This window comes from Paenibacillus sp. PK1-4R, from assembly GCF_030369595.1.
In the GTDB taxonomy this organism is placed as follows: domain Bacteria; phylum Bacillota; class Bacilli; order Paenibacillales; family Paenibacillaceae; genus Paenibacillus.
In genome coordinates, this window is sequence record NZ_CP126535.1 from 2159014 (window position 1) to 2183918 (window position 24905).

The following is a 24905-nucleotide window of genomic DNA, read 5'->3' on the forward strand; positions in this document are numbered from 1 at the left end:
TTCCTATACAAATGAGCAAAAGTATAGTAAATTTAATAGTTGGAAAAAGAAAAATAGATAAAGAGTAATACCTTTAAAATCGGAGGAAACCCAAAATGCGTAAAACGAAAATTGTATGTACCATTGGTCCATCCAGTGAATCTCTGGAGAACACCAAAAAATTGATTATGGCCGGTATGAATGTGGCCCGTCTGAACTTCTCCCACGGTGATTTCGATGAGCACGGCGGACGGATCATTGCGATTCGCCAAGCATGCGAAGAGTTGAACAAAACAGTAGCGATCCTGCTGGACACCAAAGGACCGGAAATTCGGACAGGTAAACTCGAAGTTGAACCAATCGAATTGGTTCAAGACGAGTACATCACTTTGACAACAGAAGAAATTCTGGGCACCAAAGAACGTCTTTCCATTACGTATACAGATCTTCCGAATGATGTTGAACCGGGATCTACAATTCTGATCGACGACGGTCTGATCGGACTGACTGTGGTGGAAGTGCAAGGCACCGAGATCAAATGCCGTATCGTTAACGGCGGATCGATCAAAAGCAAAAAAGGTGTTAACGTTCCGGGCGTTGCCATTTCTCTGCCGGGTATCACCGAAAAAGACGCTAACGATATCGTATTTGGTATCGAACAAGGTGTCGATTTCATCGCGGCTTCTTTTGTACGTAAAGCAAGTGACGTACTTGAGATTCGTGAATTGCTTGAAAAACACAATGCTGGACATATCCAGATCATCTCCAAAATCGAAAACCAACAAGGTGTCGATAACCTCGACGAAATCCTTGAAGTGTCTGACGGCCTGATGGTTGCTCGTGGAGACCTGGGTGTTGAGATTCCTGCGGAAGAAGTACCATTGGTACAAAAACGCATGATCCAAAAATGTAACGTTGCAGGTAAACCGGTTATCACAGCTACACAAATGCTGGATTCCATGCAACGTAACCCGCGTCCAACACGTGCGGAAGCAAGTGACGTGGCGAATGCGATCTTCGACGGTACGGACGCAATCATGTTGTCCGGTGAGACAGCTGCGGGTAAATACCCAGTTGAATCTGTTCTGACTATGTCCCGTATTGCTGAAAAAGCAGAATCGGCTCTGCCTTACCAAGAGTTGTACCTGAAACAACGTGTTGCTCAACAAACAACAGTTACAGAAGCAATCAGCCAATCGGTTGCTCTCCAAGCTCAAGATTTGAACGCAAAAGCGATCATTACTTCGACTGAATCAGGACATACTGCACGCATGATTTCCAAGTATCGTCCAGAATCTCCAATCATCGCTGTGACTACGGAAGATAGAACTTCCCGTCGTTTGGCTCTGGCTTGGGGTGTAACTCCTGTTAAAGGAAGACTGGTTGATTCCACGGATGCTTTGTTCGAAAATGCAATTGAAGGCGGCGTAAAATCCGGACTTGTTAAAGAAGGAGACCTGGTTGTGATCACAGCAGGTGTACCTTTGGGTCGTTCCGGTTCTACCAACCTGATTAAAGTAAGCCAAATTCCAAACAACGCTTAATAGCGTCTTGGATGGAGAAGCAACAGGAAAGAAGCAATGGGGCGTTCTTGTCCCGTTGCTTTTTTTCCATCTTATTGACACTTTACAACCATGTAACACGTATGAATGATAGAACGAAGGAGGCCGATAACGTGCGAGAACAGAGCAATGGTAACTGGTATGCGGCACGTCTTCGTGTACGCTATCAAGAAAGTGACCAGATGGGCGTGGTCTACCACGCGAACTATTTGAATTGGTTTGAAATCGGTCGAACTGAGATGATTCGCCAAATGGGGTATACATATCGTAAAATGGAGGAACAGGGGTTACTGCTTCCCGTAACCGGACTGGATGTGAAGTATCACAAGCCTGCCCGATATGATGATGAGATTATCATTTTCACCCGTATTGCTGCATTTAGTGGTCTGCGACTGAACTATGAGTATGACGTAAGACGCATGTCTGAAGAACCTGATGAGCATATGGCGTTTGGAGAACGGGTATGGTCAGCTGATGAATCACTCCCTGGTGAACGGCTAGTTACAGGTTCTACCCAGCATGTATGGGTGAATGGGGACTGGAAGCCAGTTCGGCTGGATAAGGCAGCCTCTGAGCTATACAGCGCGCTTGAAAAGGTGTGGCTTTCGGGAAAGGGGTAATACGTCAATGCGAAAATGGATGTGGGCTTTACTCTTAATCATTCCGGTGATTGAATTATTTGGTTTTATTCTGATGAGTGACTGGATCGGAGCCGGAAAGACATTGCTTCTCATGATTCTCACGTCCTTGATTGGTATAGCAATGTTGCAGTTTGAAGGGCGAAAAGTACTTGTGGACGCCAAATCCGAGATGGAGCGTGGCAAGGTACCTGGAAGAAAAATGGTCGATGGTCTTTTTATTTTTGTCGGTGGTTTCCTGCTTTTGATTCCAGGTTTTGTAACGGATCTGATCGGGTTTACACTGGTATTTCCATTAACACGTCCGGTTTACCGTCTGTTCTTCCTGGGGTGGCTGGAGAAAAAAATGAAAAGTGGTAAAATTACGTTTTATCGCCGTCCGAAATGAAACACCAGTTGTTATGCATAGTGGCAAAGGCTCCGCTCAGCAGATGATTTCTGTTGAACGAAGCCTTTTCTATTTTTCCTGGGTGCTCATAAGATGATGCCTCATCGGACACGTCCGTTGATGATATACGTTCTAAGGTCGCGTAATACGTTAGCCCGATTGAACGCATCGAGAATCACGAGACTGACAGGGCCAATAATCAAGCCCAGAACACCGAACAACTTCAAACCCACAAACATGCCAACCAGCGTGGCAAGTGGGTCGAGACCTACACTACTTGCAAGTACCTTCGGTTCAATAATCTGACGGGCGATCAATAAGATCAGATAGATAATACTAATGCCAATACCCAGATACAGATCCCCATTCATAAAGAGATATGCTGCCCAAGGCACCATGACAAGGCCAACACCCAGATAAGGAAGCAGATCGACCAAACCAATCATCAGAGCGATGGTGAAGGCTGAATTGACTTGCAATATAAGCAGTCCAATCATGACGAATAGTGCTGTAATCGAGATCATGATCAATTGTGCTCTTACATACCCAAACAAAGCCTTTTTAAGGTCAGTCCATATGTCTGATATTGGCTTGCGAATGGAAGAAGGCACCCAGCCCGATACGGTAATGCCATGCCGGGTCCAGCTTTTGCTAATGAAGAATGTAGACAACAACACAACGATTAATACCGCGCCCATGTTAGGCAGGGAAGTCAGCAGACTCAGAATCATGTTGAAAAATCCGGTGACCAGATCGGTCACGGCTGTACCTACTGTTTCGGTCGTTTTACTAATATTGCTGTTAATAGTTTCCTGGTAGTTGGGATTTTCCTTGTAAAATTCATTGATCTGCGCAGTCAAACTTTGAATGGTGTCATTCTGGGTCCAGCGCACAAACGTGTCCTTAATCTCATCAACATGAAGATCAAAGCTTGTCGTAAGTGAAATGACTTCTTTCACCATGCGGGTAATCGCCGCAGACAACACCACTGCAATGGCTCCAAAATAAAGGATCAATGAAAGAGTCACAGCCAGCCAGCGCGGGAATCGTGCTCGATGCTGAAGCAGTTTCACTAATGGATTCATGGCATAGGCGATAATCCAGGCAATCGCAAAAGGGTACAAAAGCGGGAACAGCAAGTATATGGCAACGGCGATCAGAACGGCCGCAATGATAACCCATAAGCCACGGAGCAGGCGTTTCATTATAATTCTATCCAAGCATCAACTCTCCTTATTTCAATTAAGCCGACCTATGTATATCCGTGAAGCAGTATTAGAAATAGATGGCTATCTTAATTAATATAGAGCATTTACAAGGTTTTGAAACGCCGGGATGTTACCAGATCTTGTTCAGAAGTGGACTTTTGAACAAGATCTACGGGGATTCTTTCTTTTGCCTAGAGTATGCCTTAGTATTACAGAATATAGCAATAGAAAGTTCCTCATACGACAGGATTGGTTAAAAAACATTAAATGTCAACCTTGTTTTTGTAAAGGCTTTCAAAAATGCTTTATCAGTCCGATAAAGAAGTTTGATGTGCGAATGAACTCTCATCATGTTCACATAAACGACAAAATCCAGTATGATGTTATAAGTAAATACCGATTGACAGATAGGAAAACCGCAGTTTGAAATATTTGTTAATTTTAAAATGAAAATGTTTACAAAAAGAGAATAGGTGCATTTTGGCACTTATATGACACTCTGGAATGGTTCCTGATTTCGCTTATTAAAGGAGAGATGTATATGACAGCTACCAAAGGTCTGGAAGGCATCGTTGCAACAACCTCTTCGATCAGTTCTATTGTAGACGGTGTGCTCACATACCGTGGTTACGATATCGACGATTTGGCTGAACATGCTAGCTTTGAAGAAGTTGCCTATTTGTTGTGGTTTGGTAAATTGCCGACAACAGATGAACTGAAATCCCTTCGTAAAAGCCTGAGCGATTACGCGCCGATTCCGAGCGAGTTGATTGCACAAATCCAATTGTATCCGAAAAACGTCAGTACCATGGCAGCACTTCGTTCCGCGATCTCTGCACTTGCACTGTACGACGAGCAAGCGGATGAGATGACAACGGAAGCGAATGAGAACAAAGCCGTTAAGTTGCAAGCACAGTTGCCAACGATTGTGGCAGCCATCGCCCGTATCCGTCAGGGCAAAGAACCTGTGGCTCCAAAAGAAGGCGCTTCCATCGCAGAGAACTTTTTATATATGATGACTGGTGAAGAACCATCCGAGACCGCAGTAAAAGCATTGGACCAAGCGCTTGTCCTGCATGCGGATCACGAGTTAAACGCTTCGACATTTGCAGCCCGTGTAACGGTTGCTACGCTGTCGGATATCTATTCCGGTGTAACTTCCGCCATTGGCGCACTGAAGGGGCCACTGCATGGCGGTGCTAATGAAGCCGTTATGAAAATGTTGAATGAGATTGGCACGCCTGATCGTCTGGAAGCGGCTATTCAGGAAAAACTGAACAACCGTGAAAAGATCATGGGCTTTGGACATCGCGTATACAAAAACGGTGATCCACGCGCCAAACATTTACAGAAGATGTCCAAGGAACTTGGCGAGATGAACAATGATACGCGCTTGTATGAGATGTCTGTGAAGATCGAGGAACTGGTAACAGGACAAAAAGGACTGAAGCCTAACGTAGACTTCTATTCTGCTTCTGTATATACCCAACTGGAGATCGAACAGGAATTGTTTACTCCGATCTTTGCCATCAGCCGGGTGTCTGGATGGACTGCGCATATTCTGGAACAACTTGCGGACAATCGCATCATTCGTCCACGTGCGGAGTACACTGGCCCTACAGAACAGAAATACGTTTCTATTGAACTTCGCTAATAGCCGCAAAAACAGTATAATAATATAGACGAGGTGAAGGGTTGGAAAGCAGAGGCGTTACTGGCTTAAGCTCTCAGGACCCTTCTCTCAACAAGACTAGTGGTATGATGAATACTGCATATACGAAACCTAGGAGGAATTTTAACTATGAAATTAGAAAAATTTGCTCACCCAACTGAAGGCGAAAAAATCCAAATTGATAACGGTACACTTCAAGTACCTAGTAATCCAATCATTCCATTTATCGAAGGTGACGGTACAGGCCGTGATATCTGGAAAGCTTCCAAACGTGTATTGGATGCAGCTGTTGAAAAAGCTTATGATGGCAACAAAAAAATCGCATGGTATGAAGTGTTTGCTGGACAAAAAGCATTCGATACATACGGTGAGTGGTTGCCGAATGATACACTGGAAGCCATTCGTGAGTATATCGTAGCGATCAAAGGCCCATTGACTACGCCAATCGGTGGCGGTATCCGTTCCCTGAACGTTGCCCTGCGTCAAGAGCTTGACCTGTACACATGCTTGCGTCCTGTTCGTTATTTCGACGGTGTACCTTCTCCGGTTAAACGTCCTGAGCTGGTAGACATGGTCATTTTCCGTGAGAATACGGAAGATATCTATGCAGGAATCGAGTATGCTGAAGGTTCTGAAGAAGTGAAAAAAGTGATCCAATTCCTGCAACAGGAGATGGGTGCTAACAAAATCCGTTTCCCTGAGACTTCCGGTATTGGTATCAAACCAGTTTCTTCCGAAGGTTCGAAACGTTTGGTACGTGCAGCAATTCAATACGCAATTGATCACAATCGTAAGAGTGTTACATTGGTACACAAAGGTAATATCATGAAATTTACCGAAGGTGCCTTCAAAAACTGGGGATACGAAGTGGCTGAAGAAGAGTTCGCTGACAAAGTATTCACTTGGGCACAATATGACATCATCAAAGATAACGAAGGTACAGATGCAGCGAATGCAGCACAAAAAGCCGCTGAAGATGCTGGTAAAATCATCGTAAAAGATGCGATTGCCGATATCGCTTTGCAACAAGTATTGACTCGTCCAGGCGAATTTGATGTTATCGCAACATTGAACCTGAACGGTGACTATCTGTCCGATGCACTTGCAGCGCAAGTTGGCGGAATTGGTATCGCTCCTGGAGCGAACATCAACTACGTAACAGGACATGCTATCTTCGAAGCAACTCACGGTACTGCACCTAAATACGCGGACAAAGATGTCGTGAACCCTGGTTCTGTTATTCTGTCCGGAGTAATGTTGCTTGAGCACTTGGGATGGCAAGAAGCAGCTAACCTGATCTACAAAGGTATGGAAACATCCATTAACAATAAAACAGTAACGTATGACTTTGCACGTCTGATGGACGGCGCTACTGAAGTGAAATGTTCTGAATTCGCGGATCAAATCATTAAAAACCTGTAAGGGGAGATGTGAATCTTGACTATTCAGCGCAAAAAAATCACAGTAGTCGGCGCCGGTTTTACCGGTGCTACGACCGCATTAATGCTTGCCCAAAAAGAGCTCGGGGATGTTGTGCTGGTTGATATTCCTCAACTGGAGAACCCGACGAAGGGGAAAGCACTCGATATGATGGAAGCAAGTCCTGTTCAAGGATTTGACAGTCATATCGTCGGTACTTCCAACTACGAAGATACTGCAGGTTCTGAGATTGTAATTATCACGGCTGGTATCGCCCGTAAACCGGGTATGAGCCGCGACGATCTGGTCAATACGAATGCGGGTATTGTGAAGTCCGTTTGTGAAAATGTGAAAAAATATTGCCCTGATTCCATCGTCATTATTCTAAGCAACCCGGTGGATGCGATGACTTATGCTGCTTATCAGACCCTTGGTTTTCCTAAAAACCGTGTTATCGGTCAGTCAGGTGTTCTGGATACAGCACGTTATTGTACCTTCATTGCGCAAGAGTTGAACGTATCCGTTGAAGATGTTCGTGGATTCGTTCTTGGCGGCCACGGAGACGATATGGTACCCCTCGTTCGTTATTCGAGCGTGGGAGGTATTCCGATCGATACGCTGATTCCGGCAGACCGGATCGAATCCATCGTTCAGCGTACACGTGTTGGCGGTGGTGAGATTGTGAATCTGCTTGGTAACGGCAGTGCATATTACGCACCGGCGGCTTCACTTGTTCAGATGACCGAAGCGATTTTGAAGGACAAGAAACGTATCATTCCAGTGATCGCTTATCTTGAAGGTGAATATGGCTATAATGATCTGTTCCTCGGTGTACCAACCATTTTGGGTGGTAAAGGCATTGAGAAAATATTCGAACTTGACCTGACTGCGGAAGAAAAAGCAGGATTGGACAAATCTGCTGATTCGGTTCGCAACGTCATTTCGGTAGTAAACCTGTAAGTTTGAAAACTTTTTGAACAGAAGCTAAAAGAAAACCTCCGGTAAACCCGGAGGTTTTCTTTTCTTTGGATAAGTTCCCCAGTATAATGGGATGTGATGTATAGCACACCGAAAATGTTGAGGAGGATGAAAATTTTGACAATGATTATGTATCTGCTCCATATTGTTGGAGCACTGGCGATGGGATTCTATTTGATTCTGCCATTCGTGGTCGGTAAAATCCGTACCTTGAATGCTGCAGCACAAGAGGGAGCCTTTGCATCGCTTCGTTCTTTGAACAAAGTCGCGCAGTATGGACTTGTAATCCAACTTCTTACTGGTGGTTACCTGATGACCAAAGGTGAGTATTCTCATGTCTGGATGGCTGTCGTTGTTGTTCTGCTCTTGGCTATTGCGGCTATTGGAGGAATTATGGGTAAACCGCTCCGACTCGCTGCAGAAGGTGTGAAAAACAAACGTGATGTGGGTCCTGAGCAAAGCAAGATCCGTATGTTCAGTACACTTCTGGCTGTATTCTTGCTAATCATGGTGTACCTGATGGTGAATAATCAGGTGATCTAAGTGCGTTGTGGACGGTTAATCCACCCTACAAAGATGTATTGTTAGTCGTTGGTTAAGCGTTTGCAGACGGAATTAGGACAAGCCGGATGATATGTAAGATGGTGTTTCGTTGAAACAAACAAAAAATAGACAGCCTCATTGGCTGTCTATTTTTTGTTATTACCAAGATAAAATCAACATTCCTGGGTTTATTTGAACTGGAACTAGAGTGATCACTATCATACATAACAGCATGCATACTCCATCAGACACGGTCTACATTGGTTAGGTTGTACTCACAGTATACGCATGAACTGCATTTCGACCATTACGCTTGGATTCGTACAAGGCAGTATCAGCGTCGCGTAACAAGGACTCCAGCGAATCGGAACCTCCATTGTACTGGGCAATACCAAAGCTTGAGGTCAGCGTAATAGGCACTCCCTTAACATCCAGGGGATCATTCAACAAGGCAACTCTCAGTTGTTCGGCAAGTTTCTCGGCTTCTTGAAGCGAGGTATTCGGAAGAGCGATGACAAACTCTTCTCCTCCATAACGGGCAAACAACATCTCAGGGCTTAAATATCGATTACAAACGGAGACCACATGAATGATGGCCTGATCGCCAACATCATGCCCGTACGTATCGTTGATGCGTTTAAAGTGATCAATATCAAATAAAATAAATGAAACAGGTTGCGGATTAAGCTGAGCTTCACTCAAAATCTCCCGTCCTCTATGCAAAAATTGAGTGCGATTATAGATTTTGGTCAGACCATCGAAATAAGCCAGTTGTTTCAGCTGTTCTTGCAAGAAGCGTTGTTCCGTTATATCGATTAACATAATTAGACTGCCCACAGTCTGTGCATCCTTGTTATACACGTAAGATGTCCTGACCTGATAACAAACGGTCTCTCCATTTAACTGCCAGTACAGATCGGTTTGCAATCCTTCCCTGCCGTATTCAACGGGAAACGTCTTTCCAGCAAGATTAAGCCAGGTATCATCCAAGGGTTGGCCAATCATGGTTGTATTAAGCTCTGGCAACATGTCACGCAGAGATCTGTTGTAATCGACCAGTCGATTGAAACTATCCAGTACAATAACACCTTCACGCATGCTCTCGAAAATACTGTCTTTGGCGATGGGGACGATGGTCAGTAGACGAGAGGATAGGATGGCCCAGATATACATGGCAGATGTGATACACATGAGTACGGGTACGGGGTCCATTCCGCCAGGAGTCAAACCAAGCAAGTACAGAAAAGCTGCGACCATAGGAATAATCTGTGAAGTAATCAGAGTAAGTAATTGACGACGATACATCTTCTTGGTGTGTCTCCATTGTCCAATTAGAATGAGACAGGCACATAACAGACAGGAGAAGGTGAATGCACCGTGCACAACATACCATTGACCCACTGCGATATCCATCAGAGGAACGGGACTATCTTCTCTCAGCCATACTTTTTTATAAAAAAGATGATGAAAGTCATTGGTTGCAACCATACATAGTGTAATGGAAGGGATTACAAACAATGCGGCAGTTACCTTTTTGGATAACGTTTTTCCTGTGTACTTTATCATCAACATGAGGCCAAGAGAAGCGGAGAAGGGCATGCCTATATACTCCACGGTGGTCCAAAACTTCATCTGCTCCAACGTGTTGCTGGCCAGCTCAATTGCATAACCAAAAGTGTATATGGAGAGTGCTGCTGTGTAGAGAATGAATATTCTGGAACTGGGGATCTCGGATCTTCTGAAATAGGTATATAAACACAAAAAGACATTCAGCACGGCTGAAGTGGCTACGAGTGTTATATATGAATTAATATGCGATTCCATTGTCAGGTCTCCATGTTAGGTTAGGATGATTAAACCAGTAAAAAATGAAAGTTAAAGCACATCAGTATACTGTACATTGTACATCAGCCCAAGCAGCATAGGAATACACTTTGTATCATGAAACAGTCTAATTTCGAATAAATTTCGAATTTTGGCTAAACACGTATTGAAGCAAATCGATTGTTTGATGTCCGAAGATCGTGGTAAATAACGATTAGAGACAGCGCGCTGAGGCTTGAGTTGCTGTTGATCGCAGAAGAATAATCTGGACTGTTACTGCCATCCTACAGAATGAGACTTTTTTCAGAGAACGAAAGACAAGGAAGTGTGCAGTTATGTCCATGTCTTCTGTAATCCAAATATGTTCACATTTTGAGAGGAGAATGTTAGATGTCAACTACACCACAAAATCAAAAAACAATGCCGGCACAGCACCAGGATCAACGCCCCGGAATCGAATCAGAGATGCATCCCAGACCGGAATTTGAGAAGCCTGAATACAAGGCAGCAGGTAAACTGACGGGTAAGGTGGCGCTTATTACAGGGGGGGACAGCGGAATTGGACGTGCTGTTGCTGTTACGTATGCCAAGGAAGGCGCGGATGTCGCCATTGTATACCTGAGCGAGCACGAAGATGCCAAAGAAACGAAGCGTCAGGTCGAACAGGAAGGACGCAAGTGCATCTTGATTGCAGGTGACATTGGTGATGATGCCTTTGCGAAGAGATCGGTTCAGCAGACAGTAGATGAACTGGGCAAACTGGACATTGTCGTGAATAACGCAGCAGAACAGCATCCACAGCAGAATCTGGAGGATATTACGCCAGAACAGCTGGAGCGTACATTCCGCACCAATATCTTTGGCATGTTCTATGTGACGCAGGCAGCCCTGCCACATTTGAAGAAGGGCAGTACGATTATTAATACAACCTCCATCACAGCCTATCGCGGCAGCCCAACCCTGCTTGACTATTCATCTACCAAAGGAGCAATAACTTCGTTCACTCGTTCGCTATCGATGAATGTGATTGAGAAGGGAATTCGTGTTAATGCCGTTGCACCAGGGCCGATCTGGACACCACTCATTCCATCTACATTTGATGAGAAAAAAGTAAGTGAGTTCGGCGCAACACAGCCAATGAAGCGGCCAGGACAACCGGATGAACTGGCTCCCGCCTATGTATATCTAGCTTCAGATGATTCTTCGTATGTAAGCGGACAGGTGATACATGTGAATGGCGGCGAAGTGGTGAACGGATAATACGTTAAGAACATTTAGACTCAGGATAAGATTGATTATATAAAGAGGCGTATCGCTTTCAGCATGGCTGAGCGGTGCGTCTTTTTTATATCAGGTGAATATGTATGTCAAAGATGCGGTTTAGCACCTGTTTACAAAAGTCGGCATCTCTGTTGATACAACTATGATAATTTATTAATAGCCATGTCTGACTGGAAACTCCCTAATCTGTGATATGATAGATCGAGCAATTATACTCGGAGGGACAAGTCATATGAAAATGAGCAAACAGAATGCAGCACATTATATATGGGGTGCACAGTGCGACGGTTGGCATCTCGTTCAAAATGAAACACTGAGCATTATTCATGAACGCATGCCCGCAGGAACGGCTGAAATACGACATTATCATTCGGTAAGCCGTCAGTTTTTTTTCATCCTCAGCGGTGAAGCATGTATGGAACTTAATGGAGAAACGTTTGTGCTGGAAACCCATGAAGGAATAGAAATTGCACCCGGAATGCCGCATCAGATGATGAATCGGAGCAACGAAGAAGTGGAGTTTCTTGTAATTTCCAATCCGGGTACCCGTGGGAACCGAATTGAACTGGATTCAATGTAGAGCAATTCATTAGATATTATTCTGATCATAAAGGAAGAGATAGATGAGACCGTTCCGAATTCGCCTTGCCATCATTATGATGGTGCTGATCGGCGTATCCGTCATTGTGGCTGGATATACGATGGGCAGAGTGTTTAAGACTACGCATATAGCCGCATTGGAGCAAACCATGGTGCGCGAGATTAATTTGCTCAAAGCAACTTTTCCATTCCATGATGCAAGTGATCCAACCTCGGAAGCCACACGAAAGTATTATTCAGATCGGGCGCTGGAACTGGATCGTCTGACGGATTCCCGTGTAACCTTCATCAATAAAGACGGCATGGTCATTGGAGATTCCGAGAGTGATCCGGCATCCATGGATAATCACTTGAACCGTGAGGAGATTAAGGGTGCCGTCGGAGATGGATACGGGCAATCCATACGTTACAGTGAGACATTGGGACAGGACATGCTGTATGTAGCACTACCTGTGAATTCGGATCAAAGTGACATGATTGAAATACCTAGCGGCAAATTTGATGGCTACATTCGCCTTTCCATGAGTCTGCATGCGGTTGATCAGGGTCTTCAGCGTGGTTGGATGATTATGTTTGCTGCACTTGGGCTATTGTTCTTAATTGTCGCGTTTGTCAGTTATCGGGTTGCACGCGGATTAACCTCCCCGATTGAGCATATTACAAAAGTTGCCCATCGGATCACCAAGCTGGAATACGATGCGAGAGTTGATGTAACGCGAAGAGATGAGATCGGACAGCTGGGGCTTGCGATAAACGGAATGGCAGACAGCTTGCAGTCCCAACTGAAGACGATTCGTGACAATGAAGCGTTGCTACAGAGTGTCCTCGCGAACATGACCGGAGGAATTGTCATGATCGACGCAGGGCAATCCATTGCACTGGTCAATCGGGAAGCGGAGCGTATGCTTGGTATTCAGGCAGGAAAAGTTACGGGTAAGCCTTATACTGAATTGAAAAGACACTACGAATTAACACGTACCATTGAAGAGAGTGTTGCACTGAAAGAACGGATGCATGAAGAAGTGAGTGTGTTTAACCCGGAGGAAAAACTGATCCGTCTTGATGGAGTACCGATGTCCGAAGATGATGGCGGGTATCGAGGCATGTTGTTCCTGTTGCAGGACGTGACGGCGATTCGCCGATTGGAGTCAATGCGCAGTGAGTTTGTTGCAAATGTCTCTCATGAGCTCAAGACACCAGTTGCTGCGGTCAAAGGGTTTGCCGAAACGTTGCTCAGTGGCGGGGTACAGGATAAGGAGACAGAGCGATCATTCCTGAAAATCATCTATGATGAAGGAGATCGACTTAACCGATTAATTGGGGATATTCTGGAGTTATCCAAAATTGAATCGAAACGCGCACCGCTGCAATGCTCACCTGTTCATGTACACTCTTTCTTCGAAATGGTACTGGGCACCTTGTCCAAGGTGGCGGAGAAAAAGCAAATTCGTCTGGAAATGCATGTTCCGGAGGAACTGTACATTGAAGCGGATGAGGACAAGATGAAGCAGATATTCATCAATCTGTTATCCAACGGAATCAATTATACCCCCGATGGTGGGCGAGTGAAGTTACAGGTGACGATGGATAACGATGATGAAGTCATCTTTGCGGTGTCAGATACAGGAATTGGCATACCGAAAAAAGATTTGCCGCGAATCTTCGAACGGTTCTATCGTGTTGATAAAGGCAGATCCCGTAATTCAGGGGGCACAGGCCTTGGACTTTCCATCGTAAAACATCTGGTGGAACTGCATCATGGCAAATTGTCTGTAGAGAGTGAACTGGGCATGGGGACAACGTTCCGTGTGATCCTTCCATTCATTCAAGACGAAGAGATGTAGGCGTCTGGTATCAAAATGTAAAAAGTGTGTATTGTTTTACACCGCGTTAACAAATTAGTGCTATGATAGAAAAAGTGTTGTGGCAACAGACAACCTATGAAGAGAGAAGGGGTATCATGGCACAGCGTTTACTAGTTATTGAAGATGAACCTACATTATCAAGATTACTCACGTATAACCTGACTCAGGAAGGTTACGACGTTACGGCAGAGGATCACGGATCTGCAGGATATGATCGGGCCTTATCCCAGGAATTTGATCTCATTTTGCTGGATTTGATGCTTCCGGGCATGAATGGTCTGGACATTCTGAACAAGTTAAGAATACAGGGTGTCAGTACACCTGTTATCATTCTGACGGCCAAGAACGGTGAAGCCGAGGTTGTACAGGGACTGAAATCAGGTGCCGATGATTATATTACCAAACCGTTTGGTGTATCTGAGTTATTAGCCCGAGTGGATGCGGTATTAAGACGTTATTCCAATGGCGAAGATTTACCACAGCTTGAGGACAAAGATGGCTCACGAATTATTCTGGGAGAGCTGGAGATTTATCCTCTGAAATATGAAGTGACACTGGGTGGACAATCCATCAGTCTGCGTCCGAAAGAGTTCGAAGTACTTCTATATTTGGCTAAAAAGCCGGGTGTAGTACTGACAAGGGATGATCTGATGAACGCTGTGTGGGGCTTCGATTATATTGGAGGTCAACGAACGGTGGACGTACACGTCAGCTCATTACGTAAAAAGCTGGAGCTGGACCCGGAATCGGTTCACATTGATTCGATTCGCGGTGTAGGTTATAAATTGGTTGTCAAAAGAAAAACTCCCCATCATTCAAGTTAGCAATGATCGGGGAGTTTTATTTTACGTTTGTTTAACATAAAGGAGGATTTTACTTTACGTAGAGGGAGTAGCATGGACTTATCTGGGTGATACTTTATACCTACATAATCTATCTCAAGACGGAGCTAATACGTAAAGGAGATTGCGCATTTATGCCCATGTTGCTCGAAGTGAAACCTGACCAGCCTCATGTTGTTTTACATAGTGAAGAATTAATAACATCCCAAATGAAGCAGAGTGAAGAAACGGTTGTTGCTGAAGAACCTGTAATCCATTTGCAAGACTATTATCGTCAGGTTCCTGTCGCCGGGGTCCATACGACCTGTGGAGAAGCTGCGACGATGATGAATCAGGATCAGGAGCACCCATGCATCGTATTATGTGATGAGCAGATGAAACCTACTGGATTGTTAATGCGAGAGACGTTATATCGGATGTTAAATGGCCGTTTTGCCGCAGATTTATTCTACCGTAAGCCTGTCATCCAAGTAGTGAATACATCTCCGGTTATTGCAGATATTCATATGGAAGCCACTACGATTATTGATATCGCACTTGGACGGGATGAACAGCATTTCTACGATTGTCTGCTGGTTACGAACCAAGGCAGACTGCTTGGTGTGCTGACGATGCGTGACGTAATGTCGCTCTCCCGCAGATTGCAACAGGCTTCTTCAGCAGAACGGGTACGTACGGTGTCCGAGAGCAGACAGGAGATATCCAGAATCAACGATGCGGTCACCAAGCTGGTGCATGCAGCGAATCAGACCGTTCATGAGGCCCGTGAGATCATGGCATTGTCCAAGCAGGGCGAAGAGAGTTTGAAACACGTTGATGCTTCCTATAACCGGGTACATCAGCATATGGAGAGTCAAGGACAACATGCGGATCACATGCTGAATTCGATCAAAACAGGCTCAGGCATGGCACATTCCATTCGCTCCCTGGCAGATCAGAGTGGTCTCCTTGCCCTGAATGCTTCCATAGAAGCAGCTCATGCCGGTGAATATGGACGAGGTTTTCAGATTGTTGCAGGCGAGATTCGAGCGCTCGCAAAACAGACCCGTGAGGTTGCGGGGAACATGTCTTCATTGTTAGAGAATATTGGTGGGTTGACCCTTCAGACTGTTGAACTGGTTAAGGCAAGCGGAGCGGAGATTGACGACAGTTCGGTGCATGTCACCGCAGGGGGAGCAACGTTCCGACAACTGAACCGTGCGGTGAGAGATCTGTCCCAGATAGCAGAGGAGATCGCCATGGAAGGCGGGAAAGCTGGAGAAGTTGCAGAGCACATTCGTACGAAGCTGGATGAGATGGTTTCGAATAGTGAGTAATATAAAGTAGTCAATAAAGCAGGCATCAGCAATCAGATTGATCCATCAAGCAGATCATGAAGGTTAAGGATGTCTTTTTTACATTCCGTTAACATGAAAGTGATACTGTTTTTACAATGAAAGGGTAGGATATTAAAGATGGCCGAGCAGCGATGAAAGATTATCAGCATCGGTCTCAACGTAAAGGGAGTTTCCGTGTCCCTGCAACGAAGGAGAAGTGAACATCCATGAAGGACCTCATTCACATTGAAAATCTTAATTTATACTATGATACGCATCACGCGCTTAAAAATATATCGATGGATCTGCCGGAAAAAACCGTTACTGCGTTTATCGGGCCGTCAGGTTGTGGTAAATCGACATTGCTTCGCACGTTAAACCGGATGAATGACATGATTCCGGGTGTTCGTGTGGAAGGACAGGTTATGCTGAATGGCTCCGATATCTACAGTAATGAGATTGAAGTGGAGACACTGCGCAAACGAGTTGGCATGGTGTTCCAACAACCGAATCCTTTTCCAAAATCCATATACGATAACGTGGCTTATGGACCACGCTTGCACGGGGTAACCCAAAAGGCTGAACTGGATCAGTTGGTGGAACAAAGTCTTGTCCATGCTGCCCTGTGGGATGAAGTGAAGGATGTATTAAAAAAGTCGGCACTTAGTTTGTCCGGCGGACAACAACAACGTCTCTGTATTGCACGGGCGCTGGCTGTACAGCCTGACGTTCTGCTGATGGATGAAGCAACGTCTGCACTCGACCCGATCTCCACATTGAAGATTGAGGAACTGGTGAAGGAATTGCATCACAAGTACACGATCGTTATGGTTACGCACAATATGCACCAGGCGGCACGGGTATCTGGACGCACGGTATTTTTCCTGAATGGTGAAGTGGTGGAGGCAGCTGATACGGAGACGTTATTCTCCACACCGCAAGATTCCCGGACCGAGGATTATATATCTGGAAGGTTCGGTTAAGCGAGCTGAATTGGAATGATCCCGGCATACCCGGAGATGATGGATAAGGAGGACATGAAATCTATGATTCGCAGAAAAGAATTTGATCAGGAGCTCGAAGAGCTGCGTACCTTGCTCAAACAAATGGGTGAACATGTAGGAGCAGCATTGGATGGTGCTATTGAGAGTTTACAAACGATGAACGCGGAGAAAGCTCAGGTCATCATCAAGAATGATGCGAATCTGAATGCCCTTGAAGACAAAATTATGGAACTTGGCTCCAAACTGATCATCACACAACAGCCGGTGGCGAAGGATCTCAGACGAATTATCGTGGCATTCAAAATCTCCAGTGATCTGGAGCGTATGGGAGATCTTGCGCTCGACGTGGCAAAGGTGACACTCCGAATGGATGGACAGAAGCTGATTAAACCTCTGGTGGATATCCCGCAAATGGCAGAAATCGTGAAATCCATGATCGATGAATCCATCGAATCTTTCCTGAAAGAAAACACAGACCTGGCCTACAAAATGGCTCAGACTGACGATCAGGTCGATCAACTGTACAGTCACATGATCAGTGATCTCTATACGTTAATGACAGAGCATCCTAATCAGGCTTCACAGGCTATGCTGCTGATGATGGTTGGACGTTACATTGAACGTATTGGCGATCATGCCACCAACATTGGTGAGAGCACGGTATACCTGGTGACAGGTAAACGTCCGGATCTGAATCAATAGAAGAGTATTGCTATGGAATTGGGGAATCAGTACTGATTAAGTAATGCAATCATATGAATGGAAAGGACTTTCTCTCAGGTAGGCTGTATACAGCTGTCTGTGGAGAAGGTTCTTTTTTTGCGATTAAAATGAAGTGAAAAGAGGCTATTCTTTTTGATGTGACAGGTGGGTATGGTATCATGAGAGTAGATGTAATTTGAAGAGGTTGACCATATAATACGCGAGGTGCTGGAATGGACAAGTTTATTCTCATAGATGGAAATAGCATTATTTACAGGGCGTTTTTTGCAATGCCGCCTCTGACCAACTCGAAAGGTCTGCATACCAATGCGGTATATGGCTTCACTACGATGCTGCTGAGACTTCTTGAAGAGCATAAGCCTACACATGTCATGGTTGCATTTGATGCAGGCAAAATCACGTTCCGCCACGAAGGGTATCAGGAATACAAGGGTGGACGGGAGAAAACACCACCAGAGTTGTCAGAGCAATTCCCTTTGCTCAAAGAATTGCTGAAAGGACTTGGCATCGCTCAGTTTGAGCTCGCTGGATTCGAAGCGGATGACATCATCGGAACGTTAACCAAACGCGCAGATGAAGCGGGCAGACAGGTGCTCGTTGTATCGGGTGACAAAGATATGTTGCAGCTCGCCTCCGAACATGTACATATCGGGCTGACGCGCAAAGGTGTAACCGATATTGAGCTGTATGACCCTGCTCAGATTAAGGAGCGTTATGGTCTGACGCCGCTGCAAATTATTGATCTCAAGGGTCTGATGGGCGATGCGTCCGATAATATTCCGGGTATTCCCGGGGTTGGTGAGAAAACAGCTTTGAAGCTGCTGCACCAGTTCGGATCGGTAGAGGATGTGCTGAACGGCACAAGTGAGCTGAAAGGCAAGATGAAAGAAAAGATCGAGGCCCATGCCGAAGATGCCCGGATGAGCAAACAACTCGCGACGATTCACCGGGAAGTTCCGCTGGAGCAGACGTGGGAGGATATGCAATTTGCTGGATTACAAGAAGAACATGCTGGCCCTGCACTAGCTAAGCTGGAATTCAAATCCTTGCTCGAACGCCTGTCGTTCAGTGGCAGCACTGGTTCTGAACAGGAAGCGGTCCCTGCTGCCGAAGTTGAATCCTCCATTGCAACAGAGGACAACATCAGTGAGCTGTTCAGTTCACTGGATTCCATTGATGTCCTCCACGTGGAGACACATGGGGATAACCCGCACCAAGCGAAATTGGTTGGACTAGCTCTAGGTTCCGCTGGAACGTATACGTTCATATCTCCCGAATTGCTTCATTCCGAGGCTGCGGCTCCAGTGCGGGCATGGCTTGGTAATTCAGAGCAGCCCAAGCGCGGGTATGATCTTCATCGTGTAGATCTGGCCCTGCATGCGCATGGCATTGAATTCGCTGGTGCGTCATTTGATGTACAACTGGCAGCTTATTTGCTTGATCCAACGGAATCCAACCAGACGATTAGTGGACTCACGACCAAGTATGGTCTGCCATCACTTGTGGAGGATGACACGGTTATGGGCAAAGGGGCCAAGTACAAGGTGCCGGAAGTAGAGATCTTGGGTGATTTCCTATGCCGCAAAGCTGCTGCTGTCGCAGCCATTATTCCACTTCAGGAGCAGGTGTTGGAAACGGATGAGATGAATTCGCTGTTCCATGAACTGGAGATGCCGTTGTCACGCATATTGGCGGACATGGAGAAACAGGGCATTAAGGCCAATACAGCCGATCTACAGGCTTTGGGCAGTGAGTTTGAAGAACAGATCAGCAGGTTGATGGCTGAGATCTACAAGCTGTCAGGAACGGAATTTAATCTGAATTCACCGAAGCAACTGGGTGAGATTTTATTTGATAGACTGGGCTTGCCGGTAGTGAAGAAAACCAAAACGGGTTATTCCACAGATGCTGAAGTATTGGAGAAATTGGCTCCTTATAATGATGTGGTCAAGCATATTCTGCAATATCGTCAGCTTGCCAAGCTGCAATCCACTTATGTGGAAGGATTACTCAAAGAGATATCCGATCGGGATGGCAAGGTGCATACGTATTATCGTCAGACCATTGCTGCAACGGGACGACTTAGCAGTCAATTCCCGAACTTGCAGAACATTCCGATTCGGATGGAGGAAGGTCGCAAAATCCGGAAGGTATTTGTTCCTTCCGATCCCGGATGGTCCATTTTGGCAGCAGACTATTCCCAGATTGAACTGCGTGTTCTGGCACACATTTCGGACGATGAGCGCTTGAAGGAAGCATTTGTGAATGATATGGATATTCATACAAAGACCGCTTCGGATGTATTCGGCGTGAAGCCTGAGGATGTGGATGGGGATATGCGTCGTTCCGCCAAGGCAGTTAACTTTGGTATCGTGTATGGAATAAGTGATTATGGCTTATCACAGAACCTGCATATTACACGTAAAGAGGCCGCGCAGTTTATTGATCAGTATTTTGAAGTTTTCCAGGGTGTCCGCCGATATATGGATGACATTGTGAAGGAAGCTCGTCAGGATGGTTACGTCAAAACGTTGTTGGAACGACGTCGTTACCTGCCAGAGATTAACGCCAGTAACTTCAATCTGCGTTCCTTCGCAGAGCGTACGGCGATGAATACACCGATTCAGGGAACTGCGGCAGATATCATCAAGCTGGCCATGGTACAGATGGATGAAGCGTTGCGGGAACGCCAGCTGAAGAGCCGTATGTTGCTTCAGGTGCACGATGAGCTTGTATTCGAAGTTCCTGCCGATGAATTGGAACTGATGAAAGAGTTAGTGCCTTCAGTTATGGAAAAAGCATTGGCACTGTCGGTTCCGCTGAAAGCCGAAGTCAGCTTTGGTGATAACTGGTACGAAGCGAAATAAATCAAGTGCTGCGCGGTTTTTCCGGTATTTTACAAAAGGCCTTTCCATGTTTGAGATATAAGAAAAGGGTCCCGCTGAGCGCCATCTTCCGTTATAATATAGGGGAGGTGAGAACATCATGCCGGAATTACCGGAAGTCGAAACAGTCAGAAGAACATTGAATCAACTTATTGTGGGCAAAACGATTGATCATGTTACCGTTAGCTTGCCGCGGATTATTCAGCGGCCGGACGACATAGATGCATTTGCAATGGAACTCGCGGGACATACCGTCATTGGTGTGGAGCGTCGAGGCAAGTTTTTGCGTATTTTGCTGGACGGGCTGGTGCTTGTCTCTCATCTGCGGATGGAAGGAAGGTACGGTGTGTACGAGCAGCATGAAGATGTGGAGAAGCATACACATGTGATCTTCCATTTTAATGATGGTACGGAATTGCGTTATAAGGATGTGCGTCAGTTCGGTACGATGCATCTGTTCAATGCAGGTGAGGAACTGGTGTCCAAACCTTTGCTGAAGCTGGGACTGGAGCCGCTTGATCCCGCCTTTACGGTAACTGCATTCCGTGAGGCGGTTGGCAAGCGCACAACCAAAATCAAGGCAGTGCTTTTAAATCAGGCATATGTGGTCGGTATCGGGAATATTTATGTGGACGAGGCTCTATTTCGCGCAGGTATCCATCCCGAGACCATCGCCAAGACACTGACCGAAACTCAGTTAACGGTGCTGCATGAAGCGATTGTAGCTACGTTGCAAGATGCAGTGAATGCAGGGGGATCTTCCATCAAGTCCTATGTGAATGGACAGGGTGAGATGGGGATGTTCCAGCATCAACTGAAAATCTATGGACGCAAATCAGAACCTTGTACAACATGTGGTACGTTAATTGAAAAAACGGTGGTTGGTGGCCGTGGCACGCATTTTTGTCCGAACTGTCAGCTGCTGTAACATGAACTGAATGAACGAAATGATGAAATCATAGCACCCTTGGATTCCTCCCTCCATATACTGATATGGCAGAAATAAGCGGGCGTATACCCATACTGGCATCTTCAGTTGGCACGAGTACCGCACAGAGGAGGAGTCCGGGGTGCTGCATCATTTTATTTCATTGCTGGCGCTTGCTTTGGCGCTTAGTTTAGATGGTTTTGGAGTCGGGATTACATATGGGTTACGGAGGACTAAGATTCCCCTGTTATCTATCGCTGTTATTTCGATCTGTTCGGGATTGGTTATTGCCTTGTCGATGCAAGTAGGTGTGTTGTTGTCCCATGTGGTGTCACCGGATATCGCTTCGATTGTGGGAGCCGTCATATTGATAGGTATTGGCGCATGGTCATTGTTGCAACTTATTCGAAAGCAAGGCAAAGAACAGCTGGAAACAGACACTGGAACGGGTGAGGGAAGAGAAGCAACGGTAACTGGGATGGGAGAAGCACAAGAGAAACTGTCGGATTCAAAGGGCAGGAATCAGGTGCTCGCGCTGGATCTGGAACAGTCGGCTTCAAGTGGATCACTGGAACGAATGGTATTTACACTGGAGCTGCGCAAGCTGGGCGTTGTCATTCAGATCCTTCGCAGTCCCTCCAAGGCGGATATGGATAACTCGGGGAGTATATCTGCCCAGGAAGCGATGTGGCTTGGTATTGCCCTGTCTCTGGATGCGTTTGGAGCAGGATTGGGAGCGGCACTTCTGGGATTCCCTACACTATGGACAGCACTCATTATTGCACTGTTTAGTGGGGCGTTTCTGTCACTCGGCATGAAGGTTGGCCTACGATTCTCAGCTCTGCGCTGGATGCGAAGACTGTCTGTATTGCCAGCACTATTGTTAATGATTATGGGAATAATGAAGCTGTTATGAGGTGAAACGATGAATATAGGCTTAACCGGCGGGATCGCGACAGGCAAAAGCAGTGTTTCCGCCTATCTCGCCAGTAAGGGAGCGTTGCTCATCGATGCAGACGTTATTGCCCGGGAAGTTATGATGCCCGGGCATCCCGTGTTGGCCGCCGCTGTTAAGCGGTTTGGACAAGCCATACTGAACGAGGATGGAACACTGGATCGAAAAAAGCTCGGAAGCATTGTTTTTCAACAACCCGAGGAACGAAAGGCACTGGAGGCTATTACACATCCGGCGATTCGAAGAGAGATGCGTGAACGGGCTGCTGCATACGAATTGCAACATCCGGATAAACTTGTGGTGTCAGATATTCCTTTGCTCTATGAATCAGGTCTGGAAGATGGTTTCGAGGAAGTCATGGTTGTATATGTTCCAAGGTCGATCCAACGAGATCGCTTGATGAGTCGGGATGGAATGACTGCAGCACAGGCTGAGGCACGAATGAATGTTCAGATGGATATTGAGCGCAAAAAACAGCTGGCAGACATTGTCATTGATAACAGCGGCTTATGGTCTGCGACGGAGCAGCAAATTGACTCATTTCTACAGCGTAAGGGTTTGTTATGAGAGTATTACGCAAGAAACGTGTACTGCTGTTGATGTTTGTGTCCTTTGTACTGGTATTATTTCTGAATACTAACTGGATGGCATGGTTCTATCCCATTCATTATAAGGAAGAGATTCGTACCCAATCTCAGAGCTATGAGGTTGATCCGTTTCTGATTGCTTCCATTATCAAGGTGGAGACCAATTTTAAGACAAGCAAGGAATCCAAACGAGGAGCCATTGGGCTCATGCAACTGATGCCAGACACGGCCAACTGGATACTGGAACAAGCCAAAATTCCCGACACTTCGCTGGAGGAATTAAAGCACGAGCCTGAACGCAATATTCAGTTAGGTACATGGTATCTGCGAAATCTGTCCGATCAATTCGATGGCAATGAAGCAGTTATGATCGCTGCCTATAATGCGGGTCCAGGCAAAGTGAACAGTTGGCTTAGAGATGGTGTATGGGATGGCTCGTTCGATACGGTGAAAGATATTCCGTTTGGTGAAACGCGTCACTATGTACAAAGAGTCATTTACTATTATAATCAGTATGTAAAGATCTATAATACGTTCTAAGTATATAAGTAGAAGCACAGAGCAGGCCGGTTATTCACCGGCCGCTCCATGCTCCTCTTGTAGCGTATTACGATGCAGATATTATTGGTATTGACCTGCCAATTGCTGTTCTGCAATTGTTACCAGACGCTTCGTGATGTATCCACCGATCGAACCGTTCTCGTAAGAAGTCATGTTACCTTGGTATCCGTCTTGTGGGATGCTGATTCCGAGTTCTTGAGCAACTTCGTATTTCAGTTGTTCGAGGGCTGCGGAAGCTCTAGTTACCACCAGGTTGTTGGAGTTACCGTTGCTTTGTGCCATTGCTGTTCACCTCCTCGCGGGTTGGTAAAAGTATTATGTGTCGGCAATGCGTTTTTCATTACAAAATCAGTACAGGGAATATGTGGTAAAAAGTAAAACGTGGGAAGTGATCTGATTTGAAGTGTCCTTATTGCGGTTATATGGGTACCAAAGTGCTTGATTCGCGTCCGGCCAACGAAGCAAAATCCATTCGTCGTCGCCGTGAGTGTGAGCAGTGTGCCCGAAGATTTACAACGTTTGAGATGATTGAGGAGACTCCACTGATTGTCATTAAGAAAGATGGCAGTCGTGAAGAGTTCAGCCGGGACAAGATCCTTCGCGGGCTTATTCGTGCCTGTGAGAAACGTCCAGTCTCAGTAGAGACCTTGGAGATGATGGTATCTGAAGTGGAGAAATCTCTGCGTAATACAGCTGATGCTGAAGTGGAGAGTCGCCAGATTGGTGAGTTATTGATGGAACAGTTGTTTCCAGTCGATGAAGTGGCGTATGTCCGTTTTGCATCGGTATATCGCCAGTTCAAAGATATCAATATGTTCATGAAAGAACTGAAATCCCTGTTGTCCAAAGACGATCTGGAGGATTAGTGAAGTGGGTAAAGGGAGAAGAGCAGTCTGGAGTTCCAGTCCGTATGTGCCAGTGAAATCGGTTGTTCTTCTCCAAACACTTTGGATCATGAAAAAGTGATTGACAGCGAAAGCTGGATTTTATATGATATAGGAGTCGCCTGTGGAACGTAGCAGTGTTGGACAAGTTATCTATTTCATATCCTGGGGCCTTAGCTCAGCTGGGAGAGCGCATCGCTGGCAGCGATGAGGTCAGGGGTTCGATCCCCCTAGGCTCCATAATCAAGAACGCCATCACATTA

General features: G+C 45.8%; 23 protein-coding genes and 1 tRNA gene. 21 read left to right on the top strand and 3 right to left on the bottom strand.

The annotated features are described in order from the left end of the window. Positions 1–95: 95 nt before the first annotated feature. The 3 genes from pyk (at position 96) to QNO02_RS09470 (ending at position 2567) form a co-directional block, all read left to right on the top strand. The gene (gene pyk / locus QNO02_RS09460; protein ID WP_017689492.1) at positions 96–1523 is read left to right on the top strand and encodes a pyruvate kinase; all 1428 of its coding nucleotides are present in this window, start codon (positions 96–98) and stop codon (positions 1521–1523) included. Between the two features lie 101 nt (positions 1524–1624). After that, complete coding sequence (locus tag QNO02_RS09465; RefSeq protein ID WP_289391877.1) at positions 1625–2161, top strand: acyl-CoA thioesterase; 537 nt, start codon at positions 1625–1627, stop codon at positions 2159–2161. 7 nt (positions 2162–2168) lie between these two features. After that, a complete protein-coding gene (locus QNO02_RS09470) occupies positions 2169–2567 on the top strand; it encodes an FxsA family protein (RefSeq protein WP_036609835.1) in 399 nt (132 codons plus the stop codon). Between the two features lie 101 nt (positions 2568–2668). Here QNO02_RS09470 and ytvI read toward each other — a convergent pair whose 3' ends face one another. Then, the gene (ytvI, locus tag QNO02_RS09475) at positions 2669–3787 is read right to left on the bottom strand and encodes a sporulation integral membrane protein YtvI (RefSeq protein ID WP_091032547.1); all 1119 of its coding nucleotides are present in this window, start codon (positions 3785–3787) and stop codon (positions 2669–2671) included. Positions 3788–4316: 529 nt separating this feature from the next. On the opposite strand from ytvI, the gene citZ reads away from it, so the two are divergent. The 4 genes from citZ to QNO02_RS09495 all read left to right on the top strand — a co-directional run bounded on the left by citZ (position 4317) and on the right by QNO02_RS09495 (position 8387). Further along, positions 4317–5429, top strand: a complete 1113-nt coding sequence (citZ, locus tag QNO02_RS09480; protein WP_091032543.1) for a citrate synthase — start codon at positions 4317–4319, stop codon at positions 5427–5429. Between the two features lie 147 nt (positions 5430–5576). Next, positions 5577–6869: an NADP-dependent isocitrate dehydrogenase gene (gene icd, locus QNO02_RS09485; RefSeq protein WP_076330335.1), complete on the top strand. Its 1293-nt coding sequence runs from the start codon at positions 5577–5579 to the stop codon at positions 6867–6869. Between the two features lie 15 nt (positions 6870–6884). Beyond that, positions 6885–7826, top strand: a complete 942-nt coding sequence (gene mdh / locus QNO02_RS09490; RefSeq protein WP_289391878.1) for a malate dehydrogenase — start codon at positions 6885–6887, stop codon at positions 7824–7826. Between the two features lie 135 nt (positions 7827–7961). Beyond that, positions 7962–8387 (top strand): hypothetical protein, encoded by a 426-nt coding sequence (locus QNO02_RS09495; protein ID WP_017689485.1) that lies wholly within the window; start codon positions 7962–7964, stop codon positions 8385–8387. Positions 8388–8651: 264 nt separating this feature from the next. Here the strand turns inward: QNO02_RS09495 and QNO02_RS09500 are convergent, their stop codons facing one another. After that, complete coding sequence (locus QNO02_RS09500) at positions 8652–10211, bottom strand: histidine kinase N-terminal 7TM domain-containing diguanylate cyclase (RefSeq protein WP_289391879.1); 1560 nt, start codon at positions 10209–10211, stop codon at positions 8652–8654. A 390-nt stretch (positions 10212–10601) separates the two neighbouring features. Here QNO02_RS09500 and QNO02_RS09505 point away from each other — a divergent pair, with 390 nt between their 5' ends. The 12 genes from QNO02_RS09505 (at position 10602) to QNO02_RS09560 (ending at position 23737) form a co-directional block, all read left to right on the top strand. Beyond that, a complete protein-coding gene (locus QNO02_RS09505) occupies positions 10602–11471 on the top strand; it encodes an SDR family oxidoreductase (RefSeq protein ID WP_249911210.1) in 870 nt (289 codons plus the stop codon). Between the two features lie 253 nt (positions 11472–11724). Next, the gene (locus QNO02_RS09510; protein WP_289391880.1) at positions 11725–12072 is read left to right on the top strand and encodes a cupin domain-containing protein; all 348 of its coding nucleotides are present in this window, start codon (positions 11725–11727) and stop codon (positions 12070–12072) included. Between the two features lie 43 nt (positions 12073–12115). Next, the gene (pnpS, locus tag QNO02_RS09515) at positions 12116–13936 is read left to right on the top strand and encodes a two-component system histidine kinase PnpS (protein ID WP_133384192.1); all 1821 of its coding nucleotides are present in this window, start codon (positions 12116–12118) and stop codon (positions 13934–13936) included. Between the two features lie 116 nt (positions 13937–14052). Continuing rightward, complete coding sequence (locus QNO02_RS09520; RefSeq protein ID WP_091032528.1) at positions 14053–14781, top strand: response regulator transcription factor; 729 nt, start codon at positions 14053–14055, stop codon at positions 14779–14781. 152 nt (positions 14782–14933) lie between these two features. After that, positions 14934–16115, top strand: coding sequence for a methyl-accepting chemotaxis protein (locus QNO02_RS09525; protein ID WP_289391881.1), 1182 nt, complete (start codon positions 14934–14936; stop codon positions 16113–16115). A gap of 227 nt (positions 16116–16342) precedes the next feature. Further along, a complete protein-coding gene (gene pstB, locus QNO02_RS09530; protein ID WP_036609821.1) occupies positions 16343–17098 on the top strand; it encodes a phosphate ABC transporter ATP-binding protein PstB in 756 nt (251 codons plus the stop codon). A gap of 63 nt (positions 17099–17161) precedes the next feature. Further along, positions 17162–17821 (top strand): phosphate signaling complex protein PhoU, encoded by a 660-nt coding sequence (gene phoU / locus QNO02_RS09535; RefSeq protein ID WP_017689478.1) that lies wholly within the window; start codon positions 17162–17164, stop codon positions 17819–17821. 233 nt (positions 17822–18054) lie between these two features. After that, complete coding sequence (gene polA / locus QNO02_RS09540) at positions 18055–20709, top strand: DNA polymerase I (RefSeq protein ID WP_289391882.1); 2655 nt, start codon at positions 18055–18057, stop codon at positions 20707–20709. A gap of 118 nt (positions 20710–20827) precedes the next feature. Further along, positions 20828–21655 (top strand): DNA-formamidopyrimidine glycosylase, encoded by an 828-nt coding sequence (gene mutM / locus QNO02_RS09545; protein WP_289391883.1) that lies wholly within the window; start codon positions 20828–20830, stop codon positions 21653–21655. Between the two features lie 142 nt (positions 21656–21797). Next, positions 21798–22571 carry a manganese efflux pump gene (locus QNO02_RS09550; RefSeq protein ID WP_240767968.1) on the top strand — a complete coding sequence of 258 codons (774 nt, stop codon included), beginning with the start codon at positions 21798–21800 and terminating at the stop codon, positions 22569–22571. Positions 22572–22580: 9 nt separating this feature from the next. Further along, on the top strand, positions 22581–23177 hold the full coding sequence (gene coaE / locus QNO02_RS09555; protein WP_289391884.1) for a dephospho-CoA kinase: 597 nt from the start codon (positions 22581–22583) through the stop codon (positions 23175–23177). Then, on the top strand, positions 23174–23737 hold the full coding sequence (locus QNO02_RS09560; RefSeq protein ID WP_091032514.1) for a lytic transglycosylase domain-containing protein: 564 nt from the start codon (positions 23174–23176) through the stop codon (positions 23735–23737). Before coaE ends, QNO02_RS09560 begins: the two co-directional genes overlap by 4 nt. An 81-nt stretch (positions 23738–23818) precedes the next feature. Here QNO02_RS09560 and QNO02_RS09565 read toward each other — a convergent pair whose 3' ends face one another. Next, on the bottom strand, positions 23819–24040 hold the full coding sequence (locus QNO02_RS09565) for an alpha/beta-type small acid-soluble spore protein (RefSeq protein WP_091032511.1): 222 nt from the start codon (positions 24038–24040) through the stop codon (positions 23819–23821). Between the two features lie 116 nt (positions 24041–24156). On the opposite strand from QNO02_RS09565, the gene nrdR reads away from it, so the two are divergent. Further along, a complete protein-coding gene (gene nrdR, locus QNO02_RS09570) occupies positions 24157–24624 on the top strand; it encodes a transcriptional regulator NrdR (protein WP_036609807.1) in 468 nt (155 codons plus the stop codon). 185 nt (positions 24625–24809) lie between these two features. Continuing rightward, positions 24810–24882: transfer RNA gene (locus QNO02_RS09575), tRNA-Ala, on the top strand. The last annotated feature ends 23 nt before the right edge of the window (positions 24883–24905 follow it).

Excerpts from the sequence above, each read along its gene's own strand:
- pyk (WP_017689492.1), top strand. The coding sequence starts at position 96 with ATGCGTAAAACGAAAATTGTATGTACCATTGGTCCATCCAGTGAATCT.
- QNO02_RS09465 (WP_289391877.1), top strand. The coding sequence starts at position 1,625 with ATGAATGATAGAACGAAGGAGGCCGATAACGTGCGAGAACAGAGCAAT.
- QNO02_RS09470 (WP_036609835.1), top strand. The coding sequence starts at position 2,169 with ATGCGAAAATGGATGTGGGCTTTACTCTTAATCATTCCGGTGATTGAA.
- citZ (WP_091032543.1), top strand. The coding sequence starts at position 4,317 with ATGACAGCTACCAAAGGTCTGGAAGGCATCGTTGCAACAACCTCTTCG.
- icd (WP_076330335.1), top strand. The coding sequence starts at position 5,577 with ATGAAATTAGAAAAATTTGCTCACCCAACTGAAGGCGAAAAAATCCAA.
- QNO02_RS09500 (WP_289391879.1), bottom strand. The coding sequence starts at position 10,211 with ATGGAATCGCATATTAATTCATATATAACACTCGTAGCCACTTCAGCC.
- QNO02_RS09505 (WP_249911210.1), top strand. The coding sequence starts at position 10,602 with ATGTCAACTACACCACAAAATCAAAAAACAATGCCGGCACAGCACCAG.
- QNO02_RS09510 (WP_289391880.1), top strand. The coding sequence starts at position 11,725 with ATGAAAATGAGCAAACAGAATGCAGCACATTATATATGGGGTGCACAG.
- pnpS (WP_133384192.1), top strand. The coding sequence starts at position 12,116 with ATGAGACCGTTCCGAATTCGCCTTGCCATCATTATGATGGTGCTGATC.
- QNO02_RS09520 (WP_091032528.1), top strand. The coding sequence starts at position 14,053 with ATGGCACAGCGTTTACTAGTTATTGAAGATGAACCTACATTATCAAGA.
- QNO02_RS09525 (WP_289391881.1), top strand. The coding sequence starts at position 14,934 with ATGCCCATGTTGCTCGAAGTGAAACCTGACCAGCCTCATGTTGTTTTA.
- pstB (WP_036609821.1), top strand. The coding sequence starts at position 16,343 with ATGAAGGACCTCATTCACATTGAAAATCTTAATTTATACTATGATACG.
- phoU (WP_017689478.1), top strand. The coding sequence starts at position 17,162 with ATGATTCGCAGAAAAGAATTTGATCAGGAGCTCGAAGAGCTGCGTACC.
- polA (WP_289391882.1), top strand. The coding sequence starts at position 18,055 with ATGGACAAGTTTATTCTCATAGATGGAAATAGCATTATTTACAGGGCG.
- mutM (WP_289391883.1), top strand. The coding sequence starts at position 20,828 with ATGCCGGAATTACCGGAAGTCGAAACAGTCAGAAGAACATTGAATCAA.
- coaE (WP_289391884.1), top strand. The coding sequence starts at position 22,581 with ATGAATATAGGCTTAACCGGCGGGATCGCGACAGGCAAAAGCAGTGTT.
- QNO02_RS09560 (WP_091032514.1), top strand. The coding sequence starts at position 23,174 with ATGAGAGTATTACGCAAGAAACGTGTACTGCTGTTGATGTTTGTGTCC.
- QNO02_RS09565 (WP_091032511.1), bottom strand. The coding sequence starts at position 24,040 with ATGGCACAAAGCAACGGTAACTCCAACAACCTGGTGGTAACTAGAGCT.